The organism is Nocardia rhizosphaerae, assembly GCF_042650365.1.
GTDB lineage: Bacteria > Actinomycetota > Actinomycetes > Mycobacteriales > Mycobacteriaceae > Nocardia > Nocardia rhizosphaerae.
Window position 1 is genome coordinate 319942 of the sequence record NZ_JBHSBA010000007.1, and the last position, 23939, is coordinate 343880.

Consider the following 23939-nt stretch of genomic DNA (forward strand, 5'->3'; position numbering starts at 1 on the left):
GGGCCGTTTCGGCTGTTTCGCCGCCTGCCGCGAGCGGTCAGCCGGTGACGAATCCCGTCGTGAGAGTCCGGTCCAAATGGTCGGCAGCGACTAATCGGTCGCCGGTGAAGGACAATGCCCAGACGCTGCCCTTGCGATTGCGGGCCGGGGGTACGCTCAGCCCGCCGCGCTCGGCGAGCCATTGCACGAGATCGGGAATCACCCCGCCCTGACTGCATACCACCGGAACGTCACGATCGGTCACCAGCGACAGGAATCGTTGTCGCGCAGCATCTTTCGCTGAATCGTAGCCTTTCTCGGAAAACATTGGCTCGCAATTGATCTCGACGTTCAGCGCATCGGCCAGTGGGGTCACGGTTTGGATACAGCGCAGCGGATCGGCCGAATGCACCTCGGATGCGCCGAACGCCAGCAGATTCGGTGTCAATGCCTGCGCCTGCTTGTACCCGGCGGGCTCGAGCGGACGCTGCTCGTCGGGGCCGTCGAACCGCGCGCGCTTGCCCGCCTTGGCGTGCCGCACCAGCAGCACGGTGCTGGTGCGGGCGGGCACCCGGGCGAACATCCGCACGACCTGCCGGTCCATCGGATACGACAGCTGGTCCATCACCTCGTCGAGCGGATACCAGCGCAACTGGTCGACCTCGGCGTTGACCGCGAACTCGCCGTCGCTCGCCTCGGCCGCCCAGTAGTAGACCCGTTTCAGCTGCCGGTGCCCCGGAATCGGATAGGTGATGTGCCCGAGAAACCGGCCCAGTGTGACCGGTAGCCCCGTCTCCTCGCCGACCTCGCGCACCGCGGCGACGATCGGTGTCTCGCCGGGGTCGAGTTTGCCCTTGGGCAGTGACCAGTCACCGTATTTCGGCCGGTGGACCACCGCGATCTCCGGTCCGGCGCCGCCCGCGCGCCACACCAGCGCGCCTGCGGCGTAGATATTGGCCCGGACTCGGGGGTCATGCATGGTGCGGGCGCCGTTGTTCACTGCTGATCGGGACGACGCAGCCGCATGAGGAACTGCTGGTGATCGCGAACCTGGCTGGCCTCGGCATCGGTCGGGCTGGCCTGCCAGGTGCCGTCGGGTAACAGTTCCCAGCACCGGGTCATCGGGTCCAACGCCGAATCGAACACCACCGAGAGCCGTTCGGCCAGGCGGGGGTCCTTCACCTGCACCATCACTTCGACCCGGCGGTCGAGATTGCGGTGCATCATGTCGGCGCTGCCGATCCAGGTCTGTGCCTGCGCGCCGAACTCGATCACCCTGGAATGTTCGAGGAACCGGCCGAGAATCGACCGCACCTCGATGTTCTCGCTCAGACCCGGCACGCCGGGGCGGAGGCCGCAGATGCCGCGTACCACGATCTGGACCGGCACCCCGGCCTGCGAGGCGCGGTAGAGCGCGTCGATGATCTGCTCGTCGACGATGGCGTTGGCCTTGAGCCGCACCCTGGCGTCGTGACCCTGCTCGGCCAGTTCGATCTCGCGGTCGATCCGCTCGATGATGCCGTCGCGGACGCCGAGCGGCGCGACCATCAGATTGCGGTAGTCCTCCTTACGGGAGTACCCGGTGAGCGAATTGAACAGGTCGGTCAGATCGGCGCCGATCTCCGGTGCCGCGGTGAACAATCCGATGTCCTCGTACAGGCGCGCGGTCTTCGGGTTGTAATTGCCGGTGCCGATGTGGCAGTAGCGGCGGATGGTCGAGCCCTCGCGGCGCACCACCAGACAGGTCTTGCAGTGGGTCTTCAGCCCGATCAGGCCGTAGACCACGTGCACACCCGCCTGCTCCAGCGCGCGTGCCCATTTGATGTTGGCCTGTTCGTCGAAGCGGGCCTTGATCTCGACCAGCGCGACGACCTGCTTGCCCGCCTCGGCCGCCTCGATCAGCGCGTTGATGATCGGGGAGTCACCGGAGGTGCGGTACAACGTCTGCTTGATCGCCAGGACCTGCGGGTCGGCGGCGGCCTGTTCGATGAAGCGCTGCACGCTGGTGGAGAACGAGTCGTAGGGGTGGTGCACGAGCACATCGCCCTCGCGCAGCGCCGAGAAGACATTGCGCGGTGTCTCGCGTTCGCCGAAGGCCGCCGGGGTGGCCGGAACATACGGCGCGTCCTTGAGATCGGGCCGGTCGACACCGTAGACCTGCATCAGGCAGGACAGGTCGAGCAGACCTGGCACCTGGATCACATCGGCTGGATCCACCTCCAGCTCGCGCAGCAGCAGCTCGAGCATGTGCTCGGTCATGTCGTCGGAGACCTCGAGCCGCACCGGATTGCCGAACCGCCTGCGGGCCAGCTCGCGTTCCATCGCCTGGAGCAGGTCCTCGTCGCGGTCCTCGTCGACCTCGAAATCGGCGTTGCGGGTGATCCGGAACGAATGCGTCTCCAGCACGGTGAGACCGGGGAACAGCAGATCCAGGTGGGCGGCGATGAGATCTTCCATCGGCAGGAACGCCGCGATGGCCGACGGCGCCGCGGTGCGCCGCACCCGCACGAACCGGTCGACATTGTCGGGGACCTTCACGCGGGCGAAGTGCTCGCCGCCGGTATCGGCATCCTGCACCGTCACAGCCAGATTCAGGCTCAGGCCGGAGATATAGGGGAACGGGTGCGCCGGGTCGACGGCCAGCGGGGTGAGCACGGGGAAGACCTGGTCGGTGAAGTAGCCGGACAGGCGCGCCCGCTCGTCGTCGTCGAGGTCTGCCCAGCCGATGATGTTGATGCCCTCGGCGTCGAGCGCCGGCTCGACGTGGTCGAGGAACACCCGCGCGTGCCGCCCGGCCAGTTCCTGGGCGCGCGCGGTGATCAGCTCCAGCTGTTCCGACGGTGAGCGACCATCGGCGGACCGCACCGACAGGCCGGTTTCGGCACGGCGTTTGAGCCCGGCGACGCGGACCATGTAGAACTCGTCGAGGTTCGAGGCGAAGATCGCCAGGAATTTCGCGCGTTCGAGCAGCGGCAGGGACGCGTCCTCGGCGAGGGCGAGGACACGGGCGTTGAAGTCGAGCCAGCTCAGCTCGCGATTGAGGTAGCGATCCCGGGGCAATCGCCGGGCGGTGGTATCGGTGCCCACGCCGTTGGCGGCCGCGGGTGGCGGGGAAATCGGGGCCTGCTGCTTGATGGTTTCCGTATCGCTCACGGTGTCAATCATCCCCTACGATCCGGCCGGTCCGCAGTATGACCTCTCCGGTTTCGTACCTTTCGGTCCAGAGGTGGCGATCTGCTAGCACACCGTGCGAATCCGCGCACCGGTCCGTGCGGAGAAGCCGAACGTGCCAAGGATGTGGGCGGTGTGCGGGCCGACGCCGAGGGCACGGACGGCGTCGAGGTCCGCGGGCGTGTCGACATCGTGGCGCAGGCCCGGCCAATGCCCGGCGAGCGCGTGCGCGCCGTCGTCGCGGTGGGCGCGCGCGGAATCGGTGCCGAAGCGTGGCGCGAGGTCGGCGGACGTGTCGCGGACCAGTAGCGCGGCGGTCCCGGTACCGGTGTGGTCCACGATCACCGAGCGGACACCGTCGGGCGCGACCGTGAGCAGATCGGTGAGCTCGGCGGGCCGCAACGCGGGCAGGTCCGCCTGCAGGGCGAGCAGGTGCGCCGGACCGAAACGGTCGCGCACGGCTGCCGCGCCGGTGGTGAGTGCGGCGTTGAGCGGATCGGGCGCGCCCGCCGGTTCGTCGAGGACGTGCGCGCCGAGTTCGGCGGCCCGCGCCGCCACGGCCGGATCCGGGGTGACCACCGTCAGCGACAACACCTCGGGCACCGCGGTGGCCGCGGCGACGGTGTCGGCGAACATGGCCAGCACGAGCAGGCCACGCTGCTCGGGCGTCAGCAGACCCGCGAGTCTGCTCTTGGCCCGATCGATGTGCTTGACCGCCATCACGGCGTGCACGGTGTGCGGACGCATGCGTCCAATCCTTGCATGGCATATTGAGCAGATGACGAGGGCGGCGGTGATGGGCGCGGGGTCGTGGGGAACCGCGTTCGCGAAGGTGTTGGCGGAAGCGGGGACCGAGGTCACGATCTGGGCCAGACGCGACGAGGTGGCCGAGGCACTGAACCGCGAGCACCGTAATCCGTTCTATCTGCCCGGTGTGCAGTTGCCGCCGGTCCGGGCGACCGCCGATCACCGGGCCGCGCTCGACGGTGTCGATCTGGTGGTGCTCGCGGTGCCGTCGCAGTCGTTGCGCGCGAATCTGGAGCAGTGGAAGGGCGATATCGGACCGGACGCGACGCTGCTCAGCCTGGCCAAGGGCATCGAGACCGGCACACTGTTGCGGATGAGCCAGGTGATCGCCGAGGTCACCGGTGCCGAGGAGGGGCGGATCGCGGTGCTGTCCGGGCCGAACCTGGCCGGGGAGATCGTGGAACGGCAGCCGACGGCGACGGTGATCGCCTGTAGCGATTCCGAGCGGGCCCAGGTGGCACAGCGGGCATGTGCCACCGGCTATTTCCGGCCGTACACCAACACCGATGTGATCGGGTGCGAGATCGGCGGTGCGTGCAAGAACGTCATCGCGCTTGCCTGCGGCATCGCCTCGGGAATGGGTCTCGGCGACAACACCGTCGCCAGCCTGATCACCCGCGGTCTCGCCGAGGTGATGCGGCTCGGCGTCGCGCTCGGCGCCCAGCCGGTGACCCTGGCCGGGCTGGCCGGCGTCGGCGATCTCGTGGCAACCTGCACCTCACCGCTGTCGCGCAACCGGTCCTTCGGCGCGGTGCTCGGCGCCGGTGGATCCATGCAGGCCGCGCAGGAGGCGACCAACGGGCAGGTCGCCGAGGGTGTGAAGTCCTGCACATCGGTGCGGGCACTTGCCGCCGCGCATCAGGTGGAGATGCCGCTCACCGACGCCGTGCACCGGGTGTGCCACGAGGGACTTTCGGTGCGCGAGGCGGTCGACAGCCTGCTGGGCAGGCGGATCAAGCCCGAGTAGGGCGATCGCGCCACCGGCCGGTCAAACGGCTACGGTGACGGGCATGACGAACCGGATCAGGGTGGCCGTGGTGTTCGGCGGGCGCAGCAGCGAGCACGCCGTCTCGTGTGTGTCGGCGAGCAGTGTGCTGCGCAACCTCGATCCCGCCCGCTACGAGGTGGTGCCGATCGGGATCACCACCGCGGGTGGCTGGGTGCTCGCCGATGGCATCGGTGACCTCGCGCTCGGCCACGGCAGCCTGCCCGCGGTCGACGCGGCGGGCACCGCGCTCACCCTGGCCGCCGATCCGAGCCGCGCCGGTGCGCTGGTCGCGCTCGACGATCCGTCCGCCGCGCTCGGCCGGGTCGACGTGGTGTTCCCGATCCTGCACGGACCCTTCGGGGAGGACGGCACCCTGCAGGGCATGCTCGAGCTCGCCGGTGTGCCCTATGTCGGGGCCGGTGTGCTCGCCAGCGCCGCGGGTATGGACAAGGAATTCACCAAGAAACTGCTCGCCGCCGAGGGACTACCGGTCGGCGTGCAGGTCGTCTTGCGCCCTGGCACCGCCACGCTGACCGTGCCGGAGCGGGAGCGGATCGGGCTGCCCGCATTCGTGAAACCGGCCCGTGGTGGGTCATCGATCGGCATCACCAAGATCACCGACTGGGCCGAGCTGGACGCCGCCGTGGCCGCGGCGCGCGAACACGATCCCAAGGTGATCGTGGAAGCGGGCATCGTCGGCCGCGAAGTCGAGTGCGGTGTCCTGGAATTCGCCGACGGCCAGGTGCGGGCCAGCGTGGTGTCCGAGATCAGGATGCCCGACGCCGATGTGGCCGCGCCCGAGTTCTACGACTTCGCCACCAAATACCTCGACGACGTGTGCGAGTTCGATGTTCCCGCCAAGCTCGACGACGACGTCGCCGAGCAGATCAGGGAACTGTCGGTGCGCGCCTTCCGCGCCCTCGACTGCCAGGGGCTGGCACGGGTCGACTTCTTCGTCACCGCGGACGGCCCGGTGATCAACGAGATCAACACCATGCCCGGCTTCACGCCGATCTCGCAGTACCCGCGCATGTGGGAGGCGACCGGGATCGACTATCCCGCGCTGGTGTCGACGCTGATCGATACGGCGATCGCGCGCGGTACCGGCCTGCGCTGAGCGCGAGCCGCCGCGGGGTCTTCGGCGGCGAGGCGGCCGAGAACGAGCTGGATGCGGGTCTTGGTGGCGGTTCCCGTGATCACAGCTCGCCGGGGGTGGGTTCGCGAGAGGGCAGCGTCGCGGCGACGACGTCGGACACCGTCTGGATCGCCCCGGCGCCGGAGCCGTCGGGGATGGTGAGCGCGATATAGGTTTCGCGGTCGACGGCGAACCAGGTGCCGACCTTGCCCACCTCATCGCGAACCTGGAACCACTGCACGCCGTTGACTTCGGTCAGCGGCGACGCGCGGTTGAATTCGAGCGGCCGGTCGAGCCCGCACCGCAGTACCACCGGCTCGCCGCCGTCGGGATGCTGCCAGGCACGGGTGGCCGGCGGGGCGGGTTCGACCAGCGTGGATTTGGTGTAGTCGCCGAGATCGGCGGGCAGCGCGGGCAGCAGCGCCAGGCAGGCCGGGCCTTCGGCGGCAGGCGCAGGGACCGGACCGAGGGCGAGCGGTTCGCGTTCGACCGGGGCGCGCAGGGCGATGAAGGCGGCGACGAGGACGCCGACGATCAGGATCACCGGCAAGGCGACCGCGGTGGCGATCAGCGCGGGGGAGTAGGGGGTACTCGCGGCTTCGTCGGCTGGGGCGGGTGCGTCGGTCGCCTCGTCGATGTCGACGGCGGGGCCGGGTGTGCTCGGCGGCGCGGCACCGGCACCGGGTACGGCCGAGGACTCCTCGGCCGTCGTGTCTCCGTGCGCCGCGAGCGAGGACGGGTCCGCCGGTGGGGTGTCGTCCCGGTCGTTCGCCGCTGTCGGGTCCGACGAATCCGCCGCCATAACCGTGTGGTCCTCTCCGTTGTGTCCTCTTCGCCTCCGAAAGGGTACCGTCGGGGCGATTTCGTCGGTTGACAGCACAGTGGGAAGGGGCCGGTCATCAGCGAGGACAGCCGCCCGCGGACGGTGCGTGAGCTGGGTGAGTTCGCGCTGATCGACCTGATCAACGCGGGCAGGGAGCAGGCGGCGCAGGTGCTGCTCGGCCCCGGCGACGACGCCGCGCTGCTCGCCGCGCCCGACGGCAGGTTCGTGGTGAGCACCGACATGCTCGTCGAGGGCAGGCACTTCCGGCTGGACTGGTCGGCGCCCATCGAGATCGGTCGCAAGGCCATCGCGCAGAACGCCGCCGACATCGTCGCCATGGGTGCGCGGCCGTCCGGCTTCGTCGTCGCCCTCGGTTGCCCGGCCGACACCCCGGTCGCGGTCGTCACCGGTCTCGCCGACGGGCTGTGGGCCGAGGCGGGCCGGGCAGGCGGTTCCATCGTGGGCGGTGACCTCGTGCGCAGCGATCACCTGGTGATCTCGGTGACGGCCTTCGGCGACCTGGGTGGGCAGGCGGCGATCACCCGCGCGGGCGCGGGTATCGGTGACACGGTCGCGGTCGCGGGCGAGCTCGGGTGGTCAGCCGCCGGGCTGGCCGCGTTCACCGGCGGTGCCGACCTTTCCGCTCCGGCCTTCGCGCATGCGCTTGCGGCACACCGGGTTCCGCAACCGCCGTACGCCGCCGTGCTCGACATCGCCGGTGGTGCCGCGCCGACCGCGCTCACCGACGTCTCCGACGGACTGCTCGCCGATCTCGGGCATCTCGCCGCGGCCTCCGGCATCGCCATCGACGTGCACAGTGCCGCCCTTGCCGACCCGGAGCTGACCGCGCTGGCCCGGCTGCTCGATGCCGATGCCGCGCAGTGGATTCTGGCCGGCGGTGAGGACCACGCCTTCGCGGGAACCTGGCCCGCCGGTGCCGGGCTGCCCGCGGGGTGGCGGCCGATCGGGGTCGTCGGCGCAGGCAGCGGGGTCACCGTCGACGGTGCGGTGCCCGCCGGTGGCACCGGCTGGGAATCGTTCCGTGGGGCAGATAGCACATCCACCGGCCGGAACCGCTAGGTTGTGCGGTCATGGGTGCCAAACCACTGTCGGAGATCATCGATCCGGGCTGGGCCCGGGCACTGGAGCCGGTCGCCGAGCGCATCAGCGAGATGGGCGAATTCCTGCGAGCGGAGAACGCGGCCGGTCGCGGCTACCTGCCCGCGGGGGAGAACGTGCTGCGCGCGTTCGGGCGGCCGTTCGACGCGGTCCGCGTGCTGATCGTCGGCCAGGACCCCTACCCGACGCCGGGACATGCGATGGGTCTGAGTTTCTCGGTGGCGCCGGAGGTTTCGCCGGTGCCGCGCAGCCTGGCGAACATCTTCGCCGAGTACAGCAAGGACCTCGGGTTCGACACCCCGCGCTGCGGTGATCTGAGCCCCTGGTCGGATCAGGGTGTGTTGCTGCTGAACCGGGTCCTCACCGTGACACCTGGCACGCCCGCCTCGCATCGCGGCAAGGGCTGGGAAGCGGTCACCGAGCAGGCCATCCGCGCGCTGGTCGCCAGAGACGAGCCGCTGGTCGCCGTGCTGTGGGGCCGCGACGCCGGATCGCTGAAGCCAACGCTGGTCGAGGCCGAGATCCCCTATATCGAATCGGCGCACCCCTCCCCGCTGTCGGCCTCGCGCGGATTCTTCGGTTCGCGGCCCTTCTCCCGGGTCAACGAACTGCTCGACGAACTCGGCGCCGAGCCGGTCGACTGGCGGCTGCCCTGACCCGGGGCGTCGCCTCGCAAGAAGGAAAATGATGAAGGAGCACAACCCGATGCACATCACGACCGTTCGCGCCGCCGTCGCGACCGCCGCCGTCGCCGCCGCCCTGACCGCGGGCGCCGCCTCGGCCAACGCGGCCGGACTCGCGCTCGAGCCCTACGACGAGCAGGCCGCTCCGGTGGCTACCACCCAGGTCGGCGAGGAATGGACCTCCACCGGCACCTCCACCATCTCCTCCGGTGTGAACGCGAAGGTGACCTGCCTGCTGCAGAACACCTTCAGCGCCCTCGGCGCCCAGTGCTAGTTCGCGGCCGGCGCCGCGGGGTTTCGGCCTCGTAACCTCGCCGCCGACGGGCCGATACCGCGCCTGCGGCGTTGCGTCTCGCCCCTCGGCGACGAGGCGGCCGAAACCGTGGTCGATCAGTTGAGCCCGAGGTAAGCAGGCTTGCGCTTGCCGACGAAGGCATCCACGCCTTCCCTGCCGGTTGCGCCGTTCGCCGCGGCGGCGATGCTGTCGCGTTCGGCGTCGAGCTGCTGGTCCAGTGTCGCCGTCGGCGATTGGGCCAGCAGCTTTCTCATGGCCGCGTAGGTGGTGCGGGGACCGCTGACGAAGCCCTGCGCGACCCGCAGCGCCTCGGCGCGCACCTCGTCGTCGGCCACGGTGCGGCTCAGGATGCCGAGGCGCACGGCCTCCTCCGCGCCGAGGACGGCATCGGTGAGCAGGATCTCGGCGGCCCGGCTCTTACCGACGATGCGCGGCAGCAGCCACGACATGCCGCCGTCGGGGCTCAGTCCGATGCCGGGATAGGCCGGACGCATCTTGGTCGACGGGCCACCGATCGCGATATCGGCGGCGCACACCAGGCTCATGCCCGCTCCCGCGGCCCAGCCGTGCACCGAGGCGACCACCGGAACGGGGGCGGCGACCAGGGCGCGCACGAAGTCGTGCAGTTCCGACGCCAGCTGGTGCAGGTACGCGCCACGATCCTCGGCGGCGGCGAAGTGCATGACATTGCCGCCTGCGCAGAAGTTGGCGCCGGTGCCGGTGAGCAGGATGGCGCCGACCTCGGGATCGAGGGCTCGCAGGGCGTCGGTGCCCGCGTTGACCAGGTCGAAGTTCATCGAGGTGCCCGCGGCGGTGGTGGCGATCGGCAGCTGCAGCACGCCGTCGACGACCGTGACGGCGGTAACCGGTTCGGTGGTACTCATGGCGTCACCCTAGCGAGCGTCGCGCCGCCACCGCTGTTCGGGCAGCAGGGTGAACGGGTCGATCCGGCGGACGCCGGTGTCGGCGAACCCGTGTCTGCGGTAGAAGACATGCGCACGGGGATAGTCGCCGAATACCCACAGCGTGCACGGTGATCGGGGGACCGCGGCCTCGATCAAGGCATCGGCGACACCGGTGCCGTGCCAGGCGGCCCGCACGTACAGCGCTGCCAGTTCGGTGCCGGAGGCGGCGGCGAAGCCGATCAGCTCGGGACCGGCCAGCGCGATCGGCATCCGGTAGGTGCCCGCGGCACGACGGCGCTCCCAGGTGATCGCGGACCGGTCGAGGTCGAATCCGTCGAGGACGGGACCGGGGACGAGCGCGGCATAGGACTCGCGCCAGCTCGCGATGTGGCAGGCGGCGAGCTCGGTGACCCTGGCCGCTGTCAGCGGGGTGATCCGCCAGTCAGGCACAGGGGTACCCACCGACGACAAAACCCCGGACCACCCACGAGGGGCGCCGGGGCACTGTCGGCAGAATGTACGGGCTGAGAATCAGCCGCGGACGACCTTGCCCGCCTTCAGGCAGGAGGTGCACACGTTCATCCGGCGGGTGTTGCCAGGGGCAACCTGCGCACGCACGGTCTGGATGTTCGGGTTCCAGCGACGGTTGGTGCGCCGGTGCGAGTGCGAGACCGACTTCCCGAAACCGGGGCCCTTGGCGCAGACGTCGCAAACGGCAGCCATGTCGCGAGCTCCTTCATGTCATAAGCGGTCAGCGCGCACGGATGCCCGCTGAGCCGGAAACTGATGTCGTCAATGCCTTGCCGACTGACGTCGGCCAGCGCAGACCGGGTTCGGCCGCGCGAGGCAACCCTGCAAGGGTAGCTGGCCGGGCCGTGAACTTCCAAACCGGGTGTCCCGGCCGACACGCCGGGTTCGGCCCGGATGAGGGCCCGTCCGCGCTCAGCATACCGCTGTCGGCGGCTGCCGCTAACCTGGCGTGCGTGCCCGGCGGGCGGGCGTGGCAAACAGTGAGCGAGGTGGCGGTGACGCAGGTGCGGGAGGCGCTCGACGGCGCCGGGTTGCTGGCATGGGCCCGGACCTGCCGCACCGACCTGGAACATCGCCGCGCCGAGATCGACGCCCTCAATGTCTTCCCGATCGCCGACTCCGACACCGGAACGAACTTGCTCGCCACCATGCGGGCCGCCGTCGCCGCCGCCGACGTGGACGAGGCGGACCCGGCCGGGCAAGCGCGCGCGCCCTCGGCACATGCCGTCGCCGAGGCGCTGGCTCGTGGCGCGACGACGGGGGCGCGCGGGAACTCCGGGATCATCCTGTCGCAGGTGTTGCGGGGAATCGCCGAGGCGGTGACCAGAGGACCGCTCACCGGGGAGCGACTGCGCGCGGCGCTGCGGCGGGCGGCGGTGCTGGTGCGCAAGGGGTTGAGCACGCCGGTCGAGGGGACGATCCTGACGGTGCTCGACCGGGCGGCCGTCGCGGCCGCCGACGCCGCCGATGCCACCCTCGCCACGGTCGCGCGCTCGGCCGCCGACGGTGCCGCCCTCGCCCTGAACGAGACGCCGACCCAGCTCGGCGTCCTGCGCGCGGCAGGCGTGGTCGACGCGGGCGCGCGCGGACTGCTCGTCCTGCTCGACTGCCTGGTCGCCCAGGTCTGCGGGAACGCACCGATCCGGGGCAGCTATCTGCGCGGCTCCCATGGCACCGCGCCGGACACCGCACACCGCGACGATGCTCACCACGCCTCCGGCACCGAGATCGCGTCCAGGCACGAGGCGGTGTCAGGTAACGGTGTGGTCGATGTCCGCGACGAGCAGCGTGAGCAATCGCCCGACCCGCATTTCGAGGTCATGTACGTGATCGACGGGGCCGACGAGGGCGCGGCGGATGCGTTGCGGGACCGGCTCGGGGTGCTCGGCGATTCGGTGGTCGTGGTCGGCGACGGTGGCACGACCTGGTCGGCGCACGTGCACTGCCGCGACGCGGGGGCGGCGATCGAGGCGGGGCTCGCGATCGGGCGGCTCACCGGAATCCGGATCGAGAGCTTCGCGGTGACCGCGCCGCACGGCCATGCCGATGGTCATCCAGCGACCGGCTCCGCGCACACCGGAACTCCCGCCGCGCTCGGCCTGCGTATCCCGGACCACCCGGTGGCCGACGCCGTCCACCGGCACGGCGCGGCCGAGCACCACCGCGCCGACCGGGGCATCCTCTCCGTCGTCGACGGCGCCGCCGCGGCGTGCCTGTTCGAGGACGCGGGCGCGGTGGTCCTGCACGGTGACTCCCAGCTCGACACCGCCGCGCTGCTGGCGGCGATCCGAGCCATGCCGCACCGGGAAGTGCTGGTGCTGCCCAATGGCGCGCTGCCTGCGCAGGACCTGGTCGCCGCGGGTGTCGCCGCGCGTGACGGGTCGCGCGATGTGCTGCTGCTGCCGAGCGCGTCGATGGTACAGGGGCTGGCGGCGCTGGCGGTGCACGATCGGGGGCGGATCGCGGTCGACGACGCGTTCGCGATGTCGGAGGCGGCCGCGACCACCCGGTGGGGCGCGCTGCGGGCGGCGCGGGTTCGCGCGCTCACGATGGTCGGGATGTGTTCGCCCGGTGACGGTCTCGGCCTGGTCGGCAACGACGTCGTGGTCATCGACCCCGACGTGGTCGGCGCGGGCCGCATCCTGCTGGACCGGATGCTCGGTCTCGGTGGGGAACTGGTGACCCTGCTGATGGGCGCCGCCGCGGGACCGGAACTCGGCGCGATCCTCGCCGAGCACGTGACAGCCGGTTTCCCCGGTGTCGAGGTGGTGGTGTATTCCGGTGGGCAGCAAGCGGATCTGGTGCAGATAGGGGTCGAGTAGATGGCGACATTGCAGGACCGGCTCGATCACGTGCTCGGCGTGAAGGCCGCCGACCGGTTGACCGAGGCGTTCGACATGACGACGGTCGAGGACCTGCTGCGTCACTACCCGGTGCGCTACGCCACCCAGGGGCAGCCGCTCACCGAGGAGGAACCGGAGGAGAGCGCGCACATCACCGTCATCGGCCGGATCACCAAGACCGAACTGCGCCCGATGAAGAACCGCCGCGGCAACCTGCTGAAGGTGCAGCTCGACACCGGTGCCGCCCGCCCCGTCGAGGCCACCTTCTTCCATGGCGACAAGGTGCGATACCTGGTGAAAGAGGGTGCGCGGGCGATGATGTCGGGCACCGTGCACTGGTGGCGCCCGGATCGCTGGAACCTCTCGCACCCCGACTATCTGATCCTGCCCGACACGCCCGAGGCCGGTGTGGAGGAGCTCACCGCGGTGCGTGGCAGCGGCGCGCTGCGGGGACTGGCGCAGAGCGCGAAAGGCGCGGGCGGCGTCGACGCGTCGTTCTTCGAACGGGAGTTCGTTCCGGTCTACCCGGCCACGGCCAAGGTGCAGAGCTGGGATCTGCTGGCCTGCATCCGCCAGGTCCTCGACCAGCTCGACCCGATCGACGACCCGTTGCCCGCCGACCTGCGTGCCGAACGGCAGCTGGTACCGGTCTCCGACGCGCTGCGCCTGATCCACCTGCCCGAACACCGGATCGATATCGAGAAGGCGAGGGACCGGCTGCGTTTCGACGAGGCGCTGGCGCTGCAGCTGGTGCTGGCCGAACGGCGACACGAGGTGGAGGGCCGGACCGCACCGGCCTGCCCGCCGAGCGCGGGCGGTATCGCGGACGCCTTCGACGACCGGTTGCCGTTCGAACTCACCGAGGGGCAGCGGCAGGTGATCGACGAGATCGCCGCCGACCTGTCGCGCACCCGCCCGATGCACCGCCTGCTGCAGGGCGAGGTGGGATCGGGAAAGACCATCGTGGCGCTGCACGCCATGCTGCAGGTGGTCGATGCCGGACGGCAATGCGCGCTGCTCGCGCCGACCGAAGTCCTCGCCGCCCAGCACTATCGGTCGCTGCGGGGCATGCTCGGTGATCTCGGGACGGCGGGGGAGCTCGGCGCGGCCGAGCGGTCGACCAAGGTGGTGCTGCTCACCGGGTCGATGTCGGCGGCGGGTAAGAAGGCGGCGCTGCTGGACGCGGTGACCGGTGAGGCGGGCATCGTCATCGGTACCCACGCACTCATCCAGGACGCGGTCGAGTTCTTCGACCTCGGCCTGGTGATCGTCGACGAACAGCACCGGTTCGGTGTCGAGCAGCGAGATGCGTTGCGAGCGAAGGCGAAAGACGGCATCAGCCCGCACCTGCTGGTGATGACGGCGACGCCGATCCCGCGCACCATCGCCATGACGACCCTCGGCGATCTGGAGACCTCCACGCTCACCCAGCTGCCTCGTGGCCGCTCGCCGATCGTGTCGCGGGTGGTCGCGCGCAAGCTGCATCCGGGCTGGGTGGACCGGGCTTGGGAACGCATCATCGAGGAGGTCGGCCAGGGCAGGCAGGCGTACGTGGTGTGTTCGCGGATCGGCGAGGATCCCGACGCGCCACCGGCCAAGGGCAAGAAGGCGGCAGCGGAGAAGGAGGCGCCGAGCACCGCGGCCGCGGTCGAGCTGTACGAGACGCTGAGCACTGGACCGCTGGCCGGCGTGCGGGTGGGGCTGTTGCACGGGCGGCTGCCGTCCGACGAGAAGGACCACGTGATGCGCCAGTTCAACGACGGCGCCATCGACGTGCTGGTGTGCACCACGGTCGTCGAGGTCGGTGTCGACGTGCCGAACGCGACGGTCATGGTGATCGTCGACGCCGACCGGTTCGGCGTGAGCCAGCTGCATCAGCTGCGCGGCCGGATCGGGCGTGGCGAGCACGCCGGGTTGTGTCTGCTGATCACCGACGCCGCCCCCGGTGGGACGGCGATGGCCCGATTGGAGGCGGTCGCGGCGACCACCGACGGATTCGAGCTGTCGGTGCTGGACCTGCGGCAGCGCCGGGAGGGCGATGTGCTCGGCGCCGCCCAGTCGGGCACCGCGAAATCGCTGCGGCTGCTTTCGCTGCTCGACGACCTCGAGGTGATCACCGCCGCGCAGGAGCTGGCGCGCCGGGTGGTCGACGAGGATCCCGGATTGATGCGGCATCCGGGGCTGGCCGGCATGATGCGGGCCGCGGTCGACGGCGAACGCATCGAGTACCTCGCCAAGTCCTGACGCCGAACGTCACGAGCCGCGACCGCTGTCGCGGGGTGTCAGCGCGGCAGGCGCGGATACGGCAGGTCGGTGCTGGTGTGTTCGGCGATGGTGAGCGGCCGTCCGATCTGCGGGAAGGCCCGCTGTGGGCACGCGGCGCGCTCACACACCTTGCATCCGGCTCCGATCGGCACCGCCACCTGCGGGTCGTCGAGCTGCACGCCCTGGGAGTACACCAGCCGGTCGGCGTATTCGATATCGCAGCCGAGGCCGATGACGAAGTTCTTCGCCGCCGTCCCGAATCCCTGTGGCGTAGCCGGGGTGGTGCGGGCGATCCACAGGTAGCGGCGCCCGTCGGGCATCTCGGCGATCTGGGTGAGCGTGCGGCCGGGATGGGCGAATGCTTCGTGAGTCACCCACAGCGGGCAGCTGCCGCCGACCCGGGAGAAGTGGAACGCGGTGGCGGACTGGCGTTTCGAGATATTGCCCGCCCGGTCGGTGCGGACGAGAAAGAACGGCACGCCCCGCTGACCCTGCCGTTGCAGGGTGCTCAGCCGATGGCAGACGGTCTCGAAACCGACCTCGAAACGCAGCGCGAGCAGGTCGACGTCGTAGCGCAGTTCCTCGGCCGAGCGCAGGAACCGCCCGTACGGCAGGACCAGCGCGCCCGCGAAGTAGTTGGCGAGGCCGACCCTGGCAAGCGCCCGCGATTCCCCGGTGGGCACCCTGGATTCGGCCAGTACGGTGTCGATCTCGGTCCCGTAGAGCAGCAGGCCGAGCGTTCCCGCGATCTGGAAGGCGCGCTGGCCGGGCCGCAACCGCCGGGCCAGGGTGAGGGTGCGGGTGTCGGGGTCGTAGTGCCGTTTCGGGATGGCGGGGTCGGCGCCGTCGCCGCGCACCAGCACGGTGACCCCGGCGCGTTCCTCGGCGATCCTGGCCAGCTGCCGGTCCAGGGAGCCGATGCTCAGACCCGATTCCTCGAACAGCTGCTCGGCGGCGTGGTCGAGAGTGGCGATGTGATTGCGGTGGTCGTAGAAGAAGTCACGCACGTCCTCGTAGGGCATCGGGGTTCCCGGCTCGCCCGCCGAGGTGTCCACCCGCGACGACAGCAGATCGAGCTGATCGGTGGCCGCGCGCAGCCGCCGGTGCATGGCGATCACGATCCGTGCCACCTCGGGCAGCCGGGTCGCGAGCTCCTCGACCTCGGTGATCGGGGCGGTGTCGCCGCCGCCCGCGGCCTCGACAAGGACTTCGTGCAGGTCCGAGACCAGCCGGGCGTCGGAGTCGGCGGCGAAGAACTGGACGTCCAGGTCGAAGGTCGAATTCAGTTTCAGCAGAACGGGAATGGTGAGCGGGCGTTGGTCGCGCTCCAGCTGGTTGAGATAGCTGGGGGAAAGGTCGAGCGATTTGGCCAGCGCGGCCTGGGTCATCCGGCGTTCTTCCCGCAGCCGTCGCAGCCGGGCCCCCGCGTACATCTTGCGCACGAGGCAGATCCTAACGCTCCGCGTTCGCAATGTTCGCTCGAACCGTGGAATGAGTGGGCAGAAGTCCAGTCCTGCAAGGGTTTCTCGCTGCGACTACCCGTGCGTAACGTGCGAAGCGGCCCCGAGCGGTCCGTCCGCCCGGGGCCGGGGTTCAGCTCATCGCAGCGCGGCGGCCGCGGTGACCAGATTGCGCAGCGAGGCCTCGACCTCCACCGGTCCGCGGGTCTTGAGGCCGCAGTCGGGGTTCACCCAGAGCCGTTCGGCCGGAACCGCCTTCAGCGCCGCCGACAGTGCGGTGGTGATCTCCGCCACCGACGGGACACGCGGGGAGTGGATGTCGTACACGCCAGGGCCGACGCCGAGTGCGAAACCGGCCGCGTTCAGGTCGTCGAGCACCTCCATGTGCGAGCGGGCCGCCTCGATCGAGGTGACATCGGCGTCCAGCCCGGCGATCGCGGAGATCACCTCGCCGAATTCCGAGTAGCACAGATGGGTGTGCACCTGGGTGGTGTCGGCGACCCCCGCGGTGGCGAGGCGGAACGAATCGACCGACCACCGCAGGTAGGCGGGCTGCTCGGCGGCGCGCAGCGGCAGCAGCTCGCGCAGCGCAGGCTCGTCGACCTGGATCACCCTGGTGCCCTGGGCCTCCAGGTCGACCGTCTCGTCCCTGATGGCGAGGGCGACCTGGCGGGCCGAGTCGCCGAGCGGCTGATCGTCGCGCACGAACGACCAGGCCAGGATGGTGACCGGTCCGGTGAGCATGCCCTTGACCGGCTTGGTGGTCAGCGACTGGGCGTAGCCGATCCACGACAGCGTCATCGGTTCGGGGCGGGAGACGTCACCGAACAGGATCGGTGGGCGCACGCAACGGGTGCCGTAGGACTGCACCCAGCCGTTCTCGGTGGCGGCGAAACCGTCGAGGAGTTCGGCGAAGTACTGCACCATGTCGTTGCGTTCGGGCTCGCCGTGCACCAGCACATCCAGGCCGAGCTTCTCCTGCAGCGCGATCACGTCGGCGATCTCGGCGCGCATCCGGCGCACGTACTCGGCCTCGTCGATCTCGCCCTTGCGCAGTGCGGCGCGGGCCAGCCGGATGGCCGAGGTCTGCGGGTAGGAGCCGATGGTGGTGGTCGGCAGCACCGGCAGGTCGAGGTGTTCGCGCTGCATAGCGCGTCGTTGGTCGGCGGGTAGGCGGGTCAGCGACGTGTCGTCCAGCTCGGCGAGGCGGGCGCGGACCCGCGGGTTGTGCAGCCGCGGATCGTCGCGGCGGGATTCGGCCGCGGCGCGGGCCGCGGTCAGTTCGGCGGCGGCGGCGTCGGTGCCGTCGGTGAGCGCGGTCGCGAGTACCCGGATCTCGGCGACCTTCTCGGCGCCGAAGGCCAGCCAGGAGCGCAGCCGCTCGTCCAGCCCGGTCTCCGGGGTCAGCGAGTAGGGCACGTGCAGCAGCGAGCACGAGCTGCTCACCGCCACCGAGCCCGCGCTGCCGAGCAAGCTGCCGAGGGTGCCGAGCGCGGTGTCGAGATCGGTGCGCCAGATATTGCGGCCGTCGACCACACCGGCGACCAGCAGCTTGCGCGACAGCGCGGGCACGGCGGCCACCGCCGCGACGTCGGTGCCCGCGGTGAAGTCGAGGGCCACACCCTCGATCGCGGTGTCGGCCAGCGCCGCCAGCGCGGCATCGGTGTGCCCGAAGTAGGAGGCGACCAGGATCGCGGGCCGGTCCTGTGCGGCCGACAGGGCCGTGTAGGTGTCGCGGACCCGGTCGATCTCTGCTTCGGTGAGGTCGGTGACCAGCACCGGCTCATCGATCTGCACCCACTGCGCACCGGCGTTCGCCAGCTGGGCCAGCAGGTCCAGGTACAGCGGGAGCAGTTCGGGCAGCCGGTGCAGCGCCGCGCCGCCCGCGGACTTGGCCAGCTTCAGGAAAGTGAGCGGACCGATCACGACCGGACGGGCAGGCACGCCCAGTTCGATCGCCTCGGCCAGCTCCGCCAGCAGCTTCTCGGGGTGCAGGCCGAACTCGGTGGCCGCGTCGAGCTCGGGGACCAGGTAGTGGTAGTTGGTGTCGAACCACTTCGTCATCTCGAGCGGGGCGACGGTGTCGGTGCCGCGCGCGGCCGCGAAGTAGCGGTCCAGCGGGTCGGCGATCCCGGCGACCCGCGGCGGCAGCGCGCCGAACAGCACCGCCGTGTCGAGCATCTGGTCGTAGTAGGAGAACGTGCCGACGGGAACCGAGTCGAGTCCGGCGTCGCGCAGGTCGGCGAGCTGGGCGAGGCGCAGGTCGCGGGCGACGTGGTGCAGCTGCGCGGCGTCGACCCGGCCCGCCCAGTAGGACTCGGTAGCGCGCTTGAGTTCCCGGTTCGGGCCGATCCGGGGTAGACCGAGGACCGTTGCGGTGAACGGGGAGTGCGAAACAGTCACGGAGATTCTCCAGTGTCGTGCGGGGAGACCCTCACCCTTTTCCGGACGCGGGCGACACTCGGTAGACCTGTCGGGACACGACAGGTCGCACTGGGTGGTCGCGCGCCCGATCCACGAGGCGGTGGCCGCCGGATACGGCGTATCCGGCACAGTCGGCAGGTCTTCGGACTCGCGGGCACCGGTCGTGATCGACCGACCTACTGGCCGTCGCTTCCCGGGCATCGGGCCCAGTGCTGATGACGGCGGTCGTTCCTGCATACCGCTGCGGGACAGTCCCGGATTCCCACCGGGTTCCCTCTTCACCCGGCGCGGAGGCCTCCACGCTCGGGTTTCGACGCCGGCGCGGGAGGTCGGGGCTCCGACTCTTCCACCGCGCAGGCGAACCAGCTGCGCCGTCCAGCATACGGCCTCCCGTGCGACCGTCGCCACACTCCTGCTCGGCCCACGGCCGCGACCTGCGCGGACGGTGGCCTGATGTGACGGTTCGATGAACACGACATCGCAGGTCCGCGGCGTCCGAGGTGAAGATTGTGGCGAAGCGACCTGCGTGTTCACCGCCCGATCTAACGCCGGGTACCGTGTTCCAATGTTCTCGAAAGTCTTGGTCGCCAATCGTGGTGAGATCGCCATTCGCGCTTTCCGCGCGGCATACGAGCTAGGCATCGGAACGGTCGCGGTGTTTCCGCACGAGGACCGCAACTCCGTGCACCGGTTGAAGGCGGCCGAGTCCTATCAGATCGGCGAGGAGGGGCACCCGGTCCGGGCGTACCTGTCGATCGAGGCCATAGTCGAGGCCGCCAAGAGTGCTGGTGCCGACGCCATCTACCCCGGTTACGGGTTCCTGTCGGAGAATCCCGATCTGGCTGCCGCGTGTGAGCGGGAGGGCATCACCTTCATCGGTCCGTCGGCCTCGGTGTTGGAGATGGCGGGTAACAAGGCCACGGCGATCGCTGCTGCCAAGGCAGCCGGGCTGCCGGTGCTGAGGTCGAGTGAACCGAGTGCCGATATCGATGCGTTGCTGGCCGCGTCGCGGGAGTTCGAGTACCCGATCTTCGTCAAGGCGGTGGCCGGTGGCGGTGGCCGTGGGATGCGGCGGGTGGCCGCGCCCGAGCAGCTTCGTGAGTCGATCGAGGCGGCGTCGCGGGAGGCGGAGTCGGCGTTCGGTGATCCGACGGTGTTCCTCGAGCAGGCGGTGGTGAATCCGCGGCATATCGAGGTGCAGATCCTGGCTGATCAGCACGGCAACGTGATGCACCTGTTCGAGCGGGATTGTTCGTTGCAGCGGCGGCATCAGAAGGTGATCGAGCTGGCGCCCGCCCCGAATCTGGATCCCGCACTGCGGGAACGGATTTGTGCGGACGCGGTGGCTTTCGCTCGGCAGATCGGGTACATCAACGCGGGCACGGTGGAGTTCTTGCTGGATGAGCGCGGCAATCACGTGTTCATCGAGATGAACCCACGTATCCAGGTGGAACATACGGTGACCGAGGAGATCACCGATGTGGATCTGGTGCAGTCGCAGTTGCGGATCGCGGCGGGCGAGACCCTGGCCGAACTCGGGCTGAGCCAGGACACGGTGGCGATTCGTGGTGCGGCACTGCAGTGCCGGATCACGACCGAGGATCCGGCCAACGGCTTCCGGCCCGATACCGGCCGGATCACGGCGTATCGCACGCCGGGTGGTGCCGGTATCCGACTCGACGGCGGCGCCAACCTGGGCGCGGAGATCGGCGCTTACTTCGACTCGATGCTGGTCAAGCTCACCTGCCGGGGGCGGGACCTGCCCGCCGCGGCGGCGCGCGCCCGGCGTGCGCTGGCCGAGTTCCGCATCCGTGGCGTGACGACCAATATCCCGTTCCTGCTCGCGGTGCTCGACGACCCCGACTTCCAGGCGGGCCGGGTCACCACTTCGTTCATCGACGAGCGCCCCGAACTGCTCACCTCGCGCGGATCGGCCGACCGCGGCACCAAGATCCTGAGCTATCTGGCCGATGTGACGGTGAACAAGCCGCATGGTGACCGCCCGACCACCGTCTACCCCTACGACAAGCTGCCCGCGATCGATCTGTCGGTGCCGCCGCCGGCGGGGTCGCGGCAGCGGTTGCTGGCGTTGGGGCCCGAGGGTTTCGCGCGTGCCTTGCGTGAGCAGAAGGCGCTGGGTGTCACCGATACGACCTTCCGCGATGCGCACCAGTCGTTGCTGGCGACGCGGGTGCGGACGAATGGTTTGCTGGGTGTGGCCGGGCATGTGGCCCGGTTGACCCCGGAGCTGTTGTCGATCGAGGCCTGGGGCGGGGCGACCTATGACGTGGCGCTGCGGTTCCTGCACGAGGACCCGTGGGAACGGCTGGCAGCGCTGCGCGAGGCGGTGCCGAACATTTGTCTGCAGATGTTGTTGCGTGGCCGCAACACCGTCGGCTACACCCCGTATCCGGAGCAGGTCACGCGGGCGTTCGTGCAGGAGGCCACCGATACCGGGATCGACATTTTCCGGATCTTCGACGCGCTCAACAACGTCGACCAGATGCGCCCGGCGATCGCCGCAGTGCGTGAGACCGGGACCGCGGTCGCCGAGGTCGCGCTGTCCTACACCGGTGACTTGTGTAATCCGGACGAGCAGCTCTACACCCTGGACTACTACCTGAAGCTGGCCGAGCAGATCGTCGACGCCGGCGCGCATGTGCTGGCGATCAAGGACATGGCCGGGCTGTTGCGCGCTCCCGCGGCGGTGAAGCTGGTGACCGCGTTGCGGTCGAACTTCGACCTGCCGGTGCACGTGCACACTCACGACACCCCCGGCGGTCAGCTCGCCACCTACCTCGCCGCCTGGCAGGCCGGTGCCGATGCTGTCGATGGTGCGTCGGCGGCGATGGCGGGTACGACGTCGCAGCCGGCGTTGTCGGCGATCGTGGCCGCGGCCGCGCACACCGAACACGACACCGGCCTGAACCTGCAGAACGTATGCGACCTCGAGCCGTACTGGGAAGCCCTGCGAAAGGTGTATGCGCCGTTCGAGTCCGGGTTGCCTGCCCCGACCGGACGGGTCTACACCCACGAGATTCCGGGTGGCCAGCTGTCGAACCTGCGTCAGCAGGCCATCGCGCTCGGGCTGGGTGACCGGTTCGAGGAGGTCGAGGCCAAGTATGCGGCCGCCGACCGGCTGCTCGGTCGTCTGGTCAAGGTGACTCCGTCGTCGAAGGTGGTCGGTGACCTGGCTTTGGCGCTGGTGGGTAGCGGGGTCGATATCGAGGCGTTCGCTACTGATCCGGGGCGATATGACATCCCGGATTCGGTGATCGGGTTCCTGCGCGGTGAGCTCGGCACCCCGGCGGGTGGTTGGCCCGAACCGTTCCGCAGCAAGGCGTTGGCCGGCCGGAGCGAGCCGAAGCCGGAGACCCCGCTCACGGCGGCGGATCAGGCCGGGCTCGACGGCACTTCCCTGGAGCGTCGGGACACGTTGAACCGACTGTTGTTCCCCGGCCCGACCGCGGAGTTCGCCGCGCACCGCGAGAAGTACGGTGACACGACCGGGTTGTCGGAGAACCAGTTCTTCTACGGCCTGCGTCGTGGTGAGGAACATCGGGTGCAGCTGGAGAAGGGCGTCACCCTGCTCATCGGTTTGGAAGCGATCTCCGAACCCGACGAGAAGGGGATGCGCACGGTCATGTGCATCATGAACGGGCAACTGCGCCCGGTCGCGGTGCGTGACCGCTCCATCGCCTCCGAGGTCCCCGCCGCGGAGAAGGCCGACAAGAACAACCCCGGCCACATCGCGGCACCGTTCGCCGGCGTCGTCACCCTGGCGGTGTCCGAGGGCGACGAGATCCACGCGGGCGACACCATCGGCACCATCGAAGCCATGAAGATGGAAGCCGCCATCACCGCACCGCGCGGCGGGATCGTCGGCCGGATCGCGACCGCCAAGGTGCAGCAGGTCGAAGGCGGCGATCTGCTGGTGGAACTGGCTGCGCGCGAGTCGGAATGACCCGCATCGTCGCGGGCACCGCGGGCGGGCGGCGGCTGAAGGTGCCGCCCGCCGGGACCCGGCCCACCTCGGACCGGGTCCGCGAGGCCCTTTTCAGCGCCATCGACGCCCGCCTCGACCTCGACGGCGCCCGCGTCGCCGATCTGTACGCCGGTTCAGGCGCGCTCGGGCTGGAGGCACTGTCGCGCGGTGCCGCGCACGCGCTGCTGATCGAGTCCGACCGCACGGCCGCCGCGGTCGTGCGCGCCAACATCGCCGAACTCGGACTGCCGGGTGCCGATCTACGCCTCGGCAGCGTCGCCGCGGTGCTCGCGCAGCCCGCCCCCGCGGCCTACGACCTGGTCCTGTCGGACCCGCCCTACGACGTGAGCACCGACGACGTGGTCGCCGATCTCACGGCACTGGCGGCCAACGGCTGGCTGGCCCCCGACGCGCTGGTGATCGTGGAACGCTCCATCCGCTCACCCGAAATCATCTGGCCCGCAGGCTATGCGCCGCTGAAACCGCGCAAGTACGGGGAGACCAGAATCGAGCTCGCCGAATACGGTGCTAGCGTCTGAGCATGGCTGCAGCACTGTGCCCCGGCTCCTTCGACCCGGTCACCAACGGTCACCTCGACGTGTTCACCCGCGCGGCCGCGCAATTCGACGAGGTGATCATCACCGTCATGGTCAACCCCAAGAAGCAAGGCATGTTCACCGTCGACGAGCGGATGGAATTACTGCGCGAATCGGTCACCCACCTGCCCAATGTGCGGGTCGCGTCCTGGCAGGGCCTGCTGGTCGACTTCGCCAAGCAGGAGGGCGTCGGCGCCATCGTCAAGGGTCTGCGTGACGCTGGTGACTTCGGCTACGAACTGCAGATGGCCCAGATGAACCACAAACTGGCCGGCGTCGACACCTTCTTCATCGCCACCAACCCGTCCCTGAGCTTCCTGTCCAGCTCCCTGGTGAAAGAAGTCGCGGCCTACGGCGGCGACGTCAGCGACATGCTCCCGCCTGCCGTGCACAAGCGCCTGCTGGCCCGCCTGGCCGAACGGCGCGCCTAG

19 protein-coding genes and 1 riboswitch are annotated in these 23939 nt (G+C 69.9%); of the genes, 10 read left to right on the forward strand and 9 right to left on the reverse strand.

Translation table 11 applies throughout. The features are described from left to right. Positions 1–37 precede the first annotated feature (37 nt). The 3 genes from ACFOW8_RS16270 to cofC form a co-directional block, all read right to left on the reverse strand. The gene (locus tag ACFOW8_RS16270; protein WP_378551464.1) at positions 38–958 is read right to left on the reverse strand and encodes an NUDIX hydrolase; all 921 of its coding nucleotides are present in this window, start codon (positions 956–958) and stop codon (positions 38–40) included. Between the two features lie 17 nt (positions 959–975). Then, the gene (locus ACFOW8_RS16275) at positions 976–3144 is read right to left on the reverse strand and encodes an RNA degradosome polyphosphate kinase (RefSeq protein ID WP_378551465.1); all 2169 of its coding nucleotides are present in this window, start codon (positions 3142–3144) and stop codon (positions 976–978) included. Positions 3145–3216: 72 nt separating this feature from the next. Next, complete coding sequence (gene cofC, locus ACFOW8_RS16280; protein ID WP_378551466.1) at positions 3217–3897, reverse strand: 2-phospho-L-lactate guanylyltransferase; 681 nt, start codon at positions 3895–3897, stop codon at positions 3217–3219. A 31-nt stretch (positions 3898–3928) separates the two neighbouring features. Here cofC and ACFOW8_RS16285 point away from each other — a divergent pair, with 31 nt between their 5' ends. Beyond that, positions 3929–4924 carry an NAD(P)H-dependent glycerol-3-phosphate dehydrogenase gene (locus tag ACFOW8_RS16285; RefSeq protein WP_378551467.1) on the forward strand — a complete coding sequence of 332 codons (996 nt, stop codon included), beginning with the start codon at positions 3929–3931 and terminating at the stop codon, positions 4922–4924. 43 nt (positions 4925–4967) lie between these two features. Beyond that, on the forward strand, positions 4968–6062 hold the full coding sequence (locus ACFOW8_RS16290) for a D-alanine--D-alanine ligase family protein (RefSeq protein WP_378551468.1): 1095 nt from the start codon (positions 4968–4970) through the stop codon (positions 6060–6062). 79 nt (positions 6063–6141) lie between these two features. Here ACFOW8_RS16290 and ACFOW8_RS16295 read toward each other — a convergent pair whose 3' ends face one another. Beyond that, on the reverse strand, positions 6142–6882 hold the full coding sequence (locus tag ACFOW8_RS16295; protein ID WP_378551469.1) for a DUF3515 domain-containing protein: 741 nt from the start codon (positions 6880–6882) through the stop codon (positions 6142–6144). 96 nt (positions 6883–6978) lie between these two features. On the opposite strand from ACFOW8_RS16295, the gene ACFOW8_RS16300 reads away from it, so the two are divergent. From ACFOW8_RS16300 to ACFOW8_RS16310, 3 genes are read left to right on the forward strand one after another with little or no spacing between them, the layout of a single operon-like run. Continuing rightward, positions 6979–7983, forward strand: coding sequence for a thiamine-phosphate kinase (locus ACFOW8_RS16300; RefSeq protein ID WP_378552034.1), 1005 nt, complete (start codon positions 6979–6981; stop codon positions 7981–7983). 11 nt (positions 7984–7994) lie between these two features. Next, positions 7995–8678, forward strand: coding sequence for a uracil-DNA glycosylase (locus tag ACFOW8_RS16305; RefSeq protein ID WP_378551470.1), 684 nt, complete (start codon positions 7995–7997; stop codon positions 8676–8678). Between the two features lie 49 nt (positions 8679–8727). Then, positions 8728–8979: a hypothetical protein gene (locus tag ACFOW8_RS16310; RefSeq protein WP_378551471.1), complete on the forward strand. Its 252-nt coding sequence runs from the start codon at positions 8728–8730 to the stop codon at positions 8977–8979. Positions 8980–9095: 116 nt separating this feature from the next. Here ACFOW8_RS16310 and ACFOW8_RS16315 read toward each other — a convergent pair whose 3' ends face one another. From ACFOW8_RS16315 to rpmB, 3 genes are all read right to left on the reverse strand, one after another. Beyond that, complete coding sequence (locus ACFOW8_RS16315) at positions 9096–9884, reverse strand: enoyl-CoA hydratase/isomerase family protein (RefSeq protein WP_378551472.1); 789 nt, start codon at positions 9882–9884, stop codon at positions 9096–9098. A gap of 9 nt (positions 9885–9893) precedes the next feature. Continuing rightward, a complete protein-coding gene (locus ACFOW8_RS16320) occupies positions 9894–10367 on the reverse strand; it encodes a GNAT family N-acetyltransferase (protein WP_378551473.1) in 474 nt (157 codons plus the stop codon). A 69-nt stretch (positions 10368–10436) separates the two neighbouring features. After that, entirely contained in the window at positions 10437–10628 is a 192-nt protein-coding gene (gene rpmB / locus ACFOW8_RS16325; protein WP_011210730.1) for a 50S ribosomal protein L28, read from the reverse strand. A 287-nt stretch (positions 10629–10915) separates the two neighbouring features. Between rpmB and ACFOW8_RS16330 the strand changes: the two genes are divergently transcribed. Further along, positions 10916–12757, forward strand: a complete 1842-nt coding sequence (locus ACFOW8_RS16330; protein ID WP_378552036.1) for a DAK2 domain-containing protein — start codon at positions 10916–10918, stop codon at positions 12755–12757. Continuing rightward, positions 12758–15022 carry an ATP-dependent DNA helicase RecG gene (gene recG / locus ACFOW8_RS16335; protein ID WP_378551474.1) on the forward strand — a complete coding sequence of 755 codons (2265 nt, stop codon included), beginning with the start codon at positions 12758–12760 and terminating at the stop codon, positions 15020–15022. A 38-nt stretch (positions 15023–15060) separates the two neighbouring features. Here recG and ACFOW8_RS16340 read toward each other — a convergent pair whose 3' ends face one another. After that, positions 15061–16485: a short-chain fatty acyl-CoA regulator family protein gene (locus ACFOW8_RS16340; RefSeq protein WP_378551475.1), complete on the reverse strand. Its 1425-nt coding sequence runs from the start codon at positions 16483–16485 to the stop codon at positions 15061–15063. A gap of 156 nt (positions 16486–16641) precedes the next feature. Next, entirely contained in the window at positions 16642–18912 is a 2271-nt protein-coding gene (gene metE / locus ACFOW8_RS16345; protein WP_378552037.1) for a 5-methyltetrahydropteroyltriglutamate--homocysteine S-methyltransferase, read from the reverse strand. A 131-nt stretch (positions 18913–19043) separates the two neighbouring features. After that, positions 19044–19241, reverse strand: a riboswitch (cobalamin riboswitch). A gap of 251 nt (positions 19242–19492) precedes the next feature. On the opposite strand from metE, the gene ACFOW8_RS16350 reads away from it, so the two are divergent. Genes ACFOW8_RS16350 through coaD form a run of 3 tightly spaced genes read left to right on the forward strand, consistent with a single transcriptional unit; the run spans position 19493 to position 23939 of the window. Continuing rightward, the gene (locus ACFOW8_RS16350; protein ID WP_378551476.1) at positions 19493–22891 is read left to right on the forward strand and encodes a pyruvate carboxylase; all 3399 of its coding nucleotides are present in this window, start codon (positions 19493–19495) and stop codon (positions 22889–22891) included. Then, positions 22888–23451 (forward strand): 16S rRNA (guanine(966)-N(2))-methyltransferase RsmD, encoded by a 564-nt coding sequence (gene rsmD / locus ACFOW8_RS16355; protein WP_378551477.1) that lies wholly within the window; start codon positions 22888–22890, stop codon positions 23449–23451. The genes ACFOW8_RS16350 and rsmD overlap by 4 nt, the downstream gene beginning before the upstream one ends. A gap of 2 nt (positions 23452–23453) precedes the next feature. Further along, a complete protein-coding gene (gene coaD / locus ACFOW8_RS16360) occupies positions 23454–23939 on the forward strand; it encodes a pantetheine-phosphate adenylyltransferase (RefSeq protein WP_378551478.1) in 486 nt (161 codons plus the stop codon).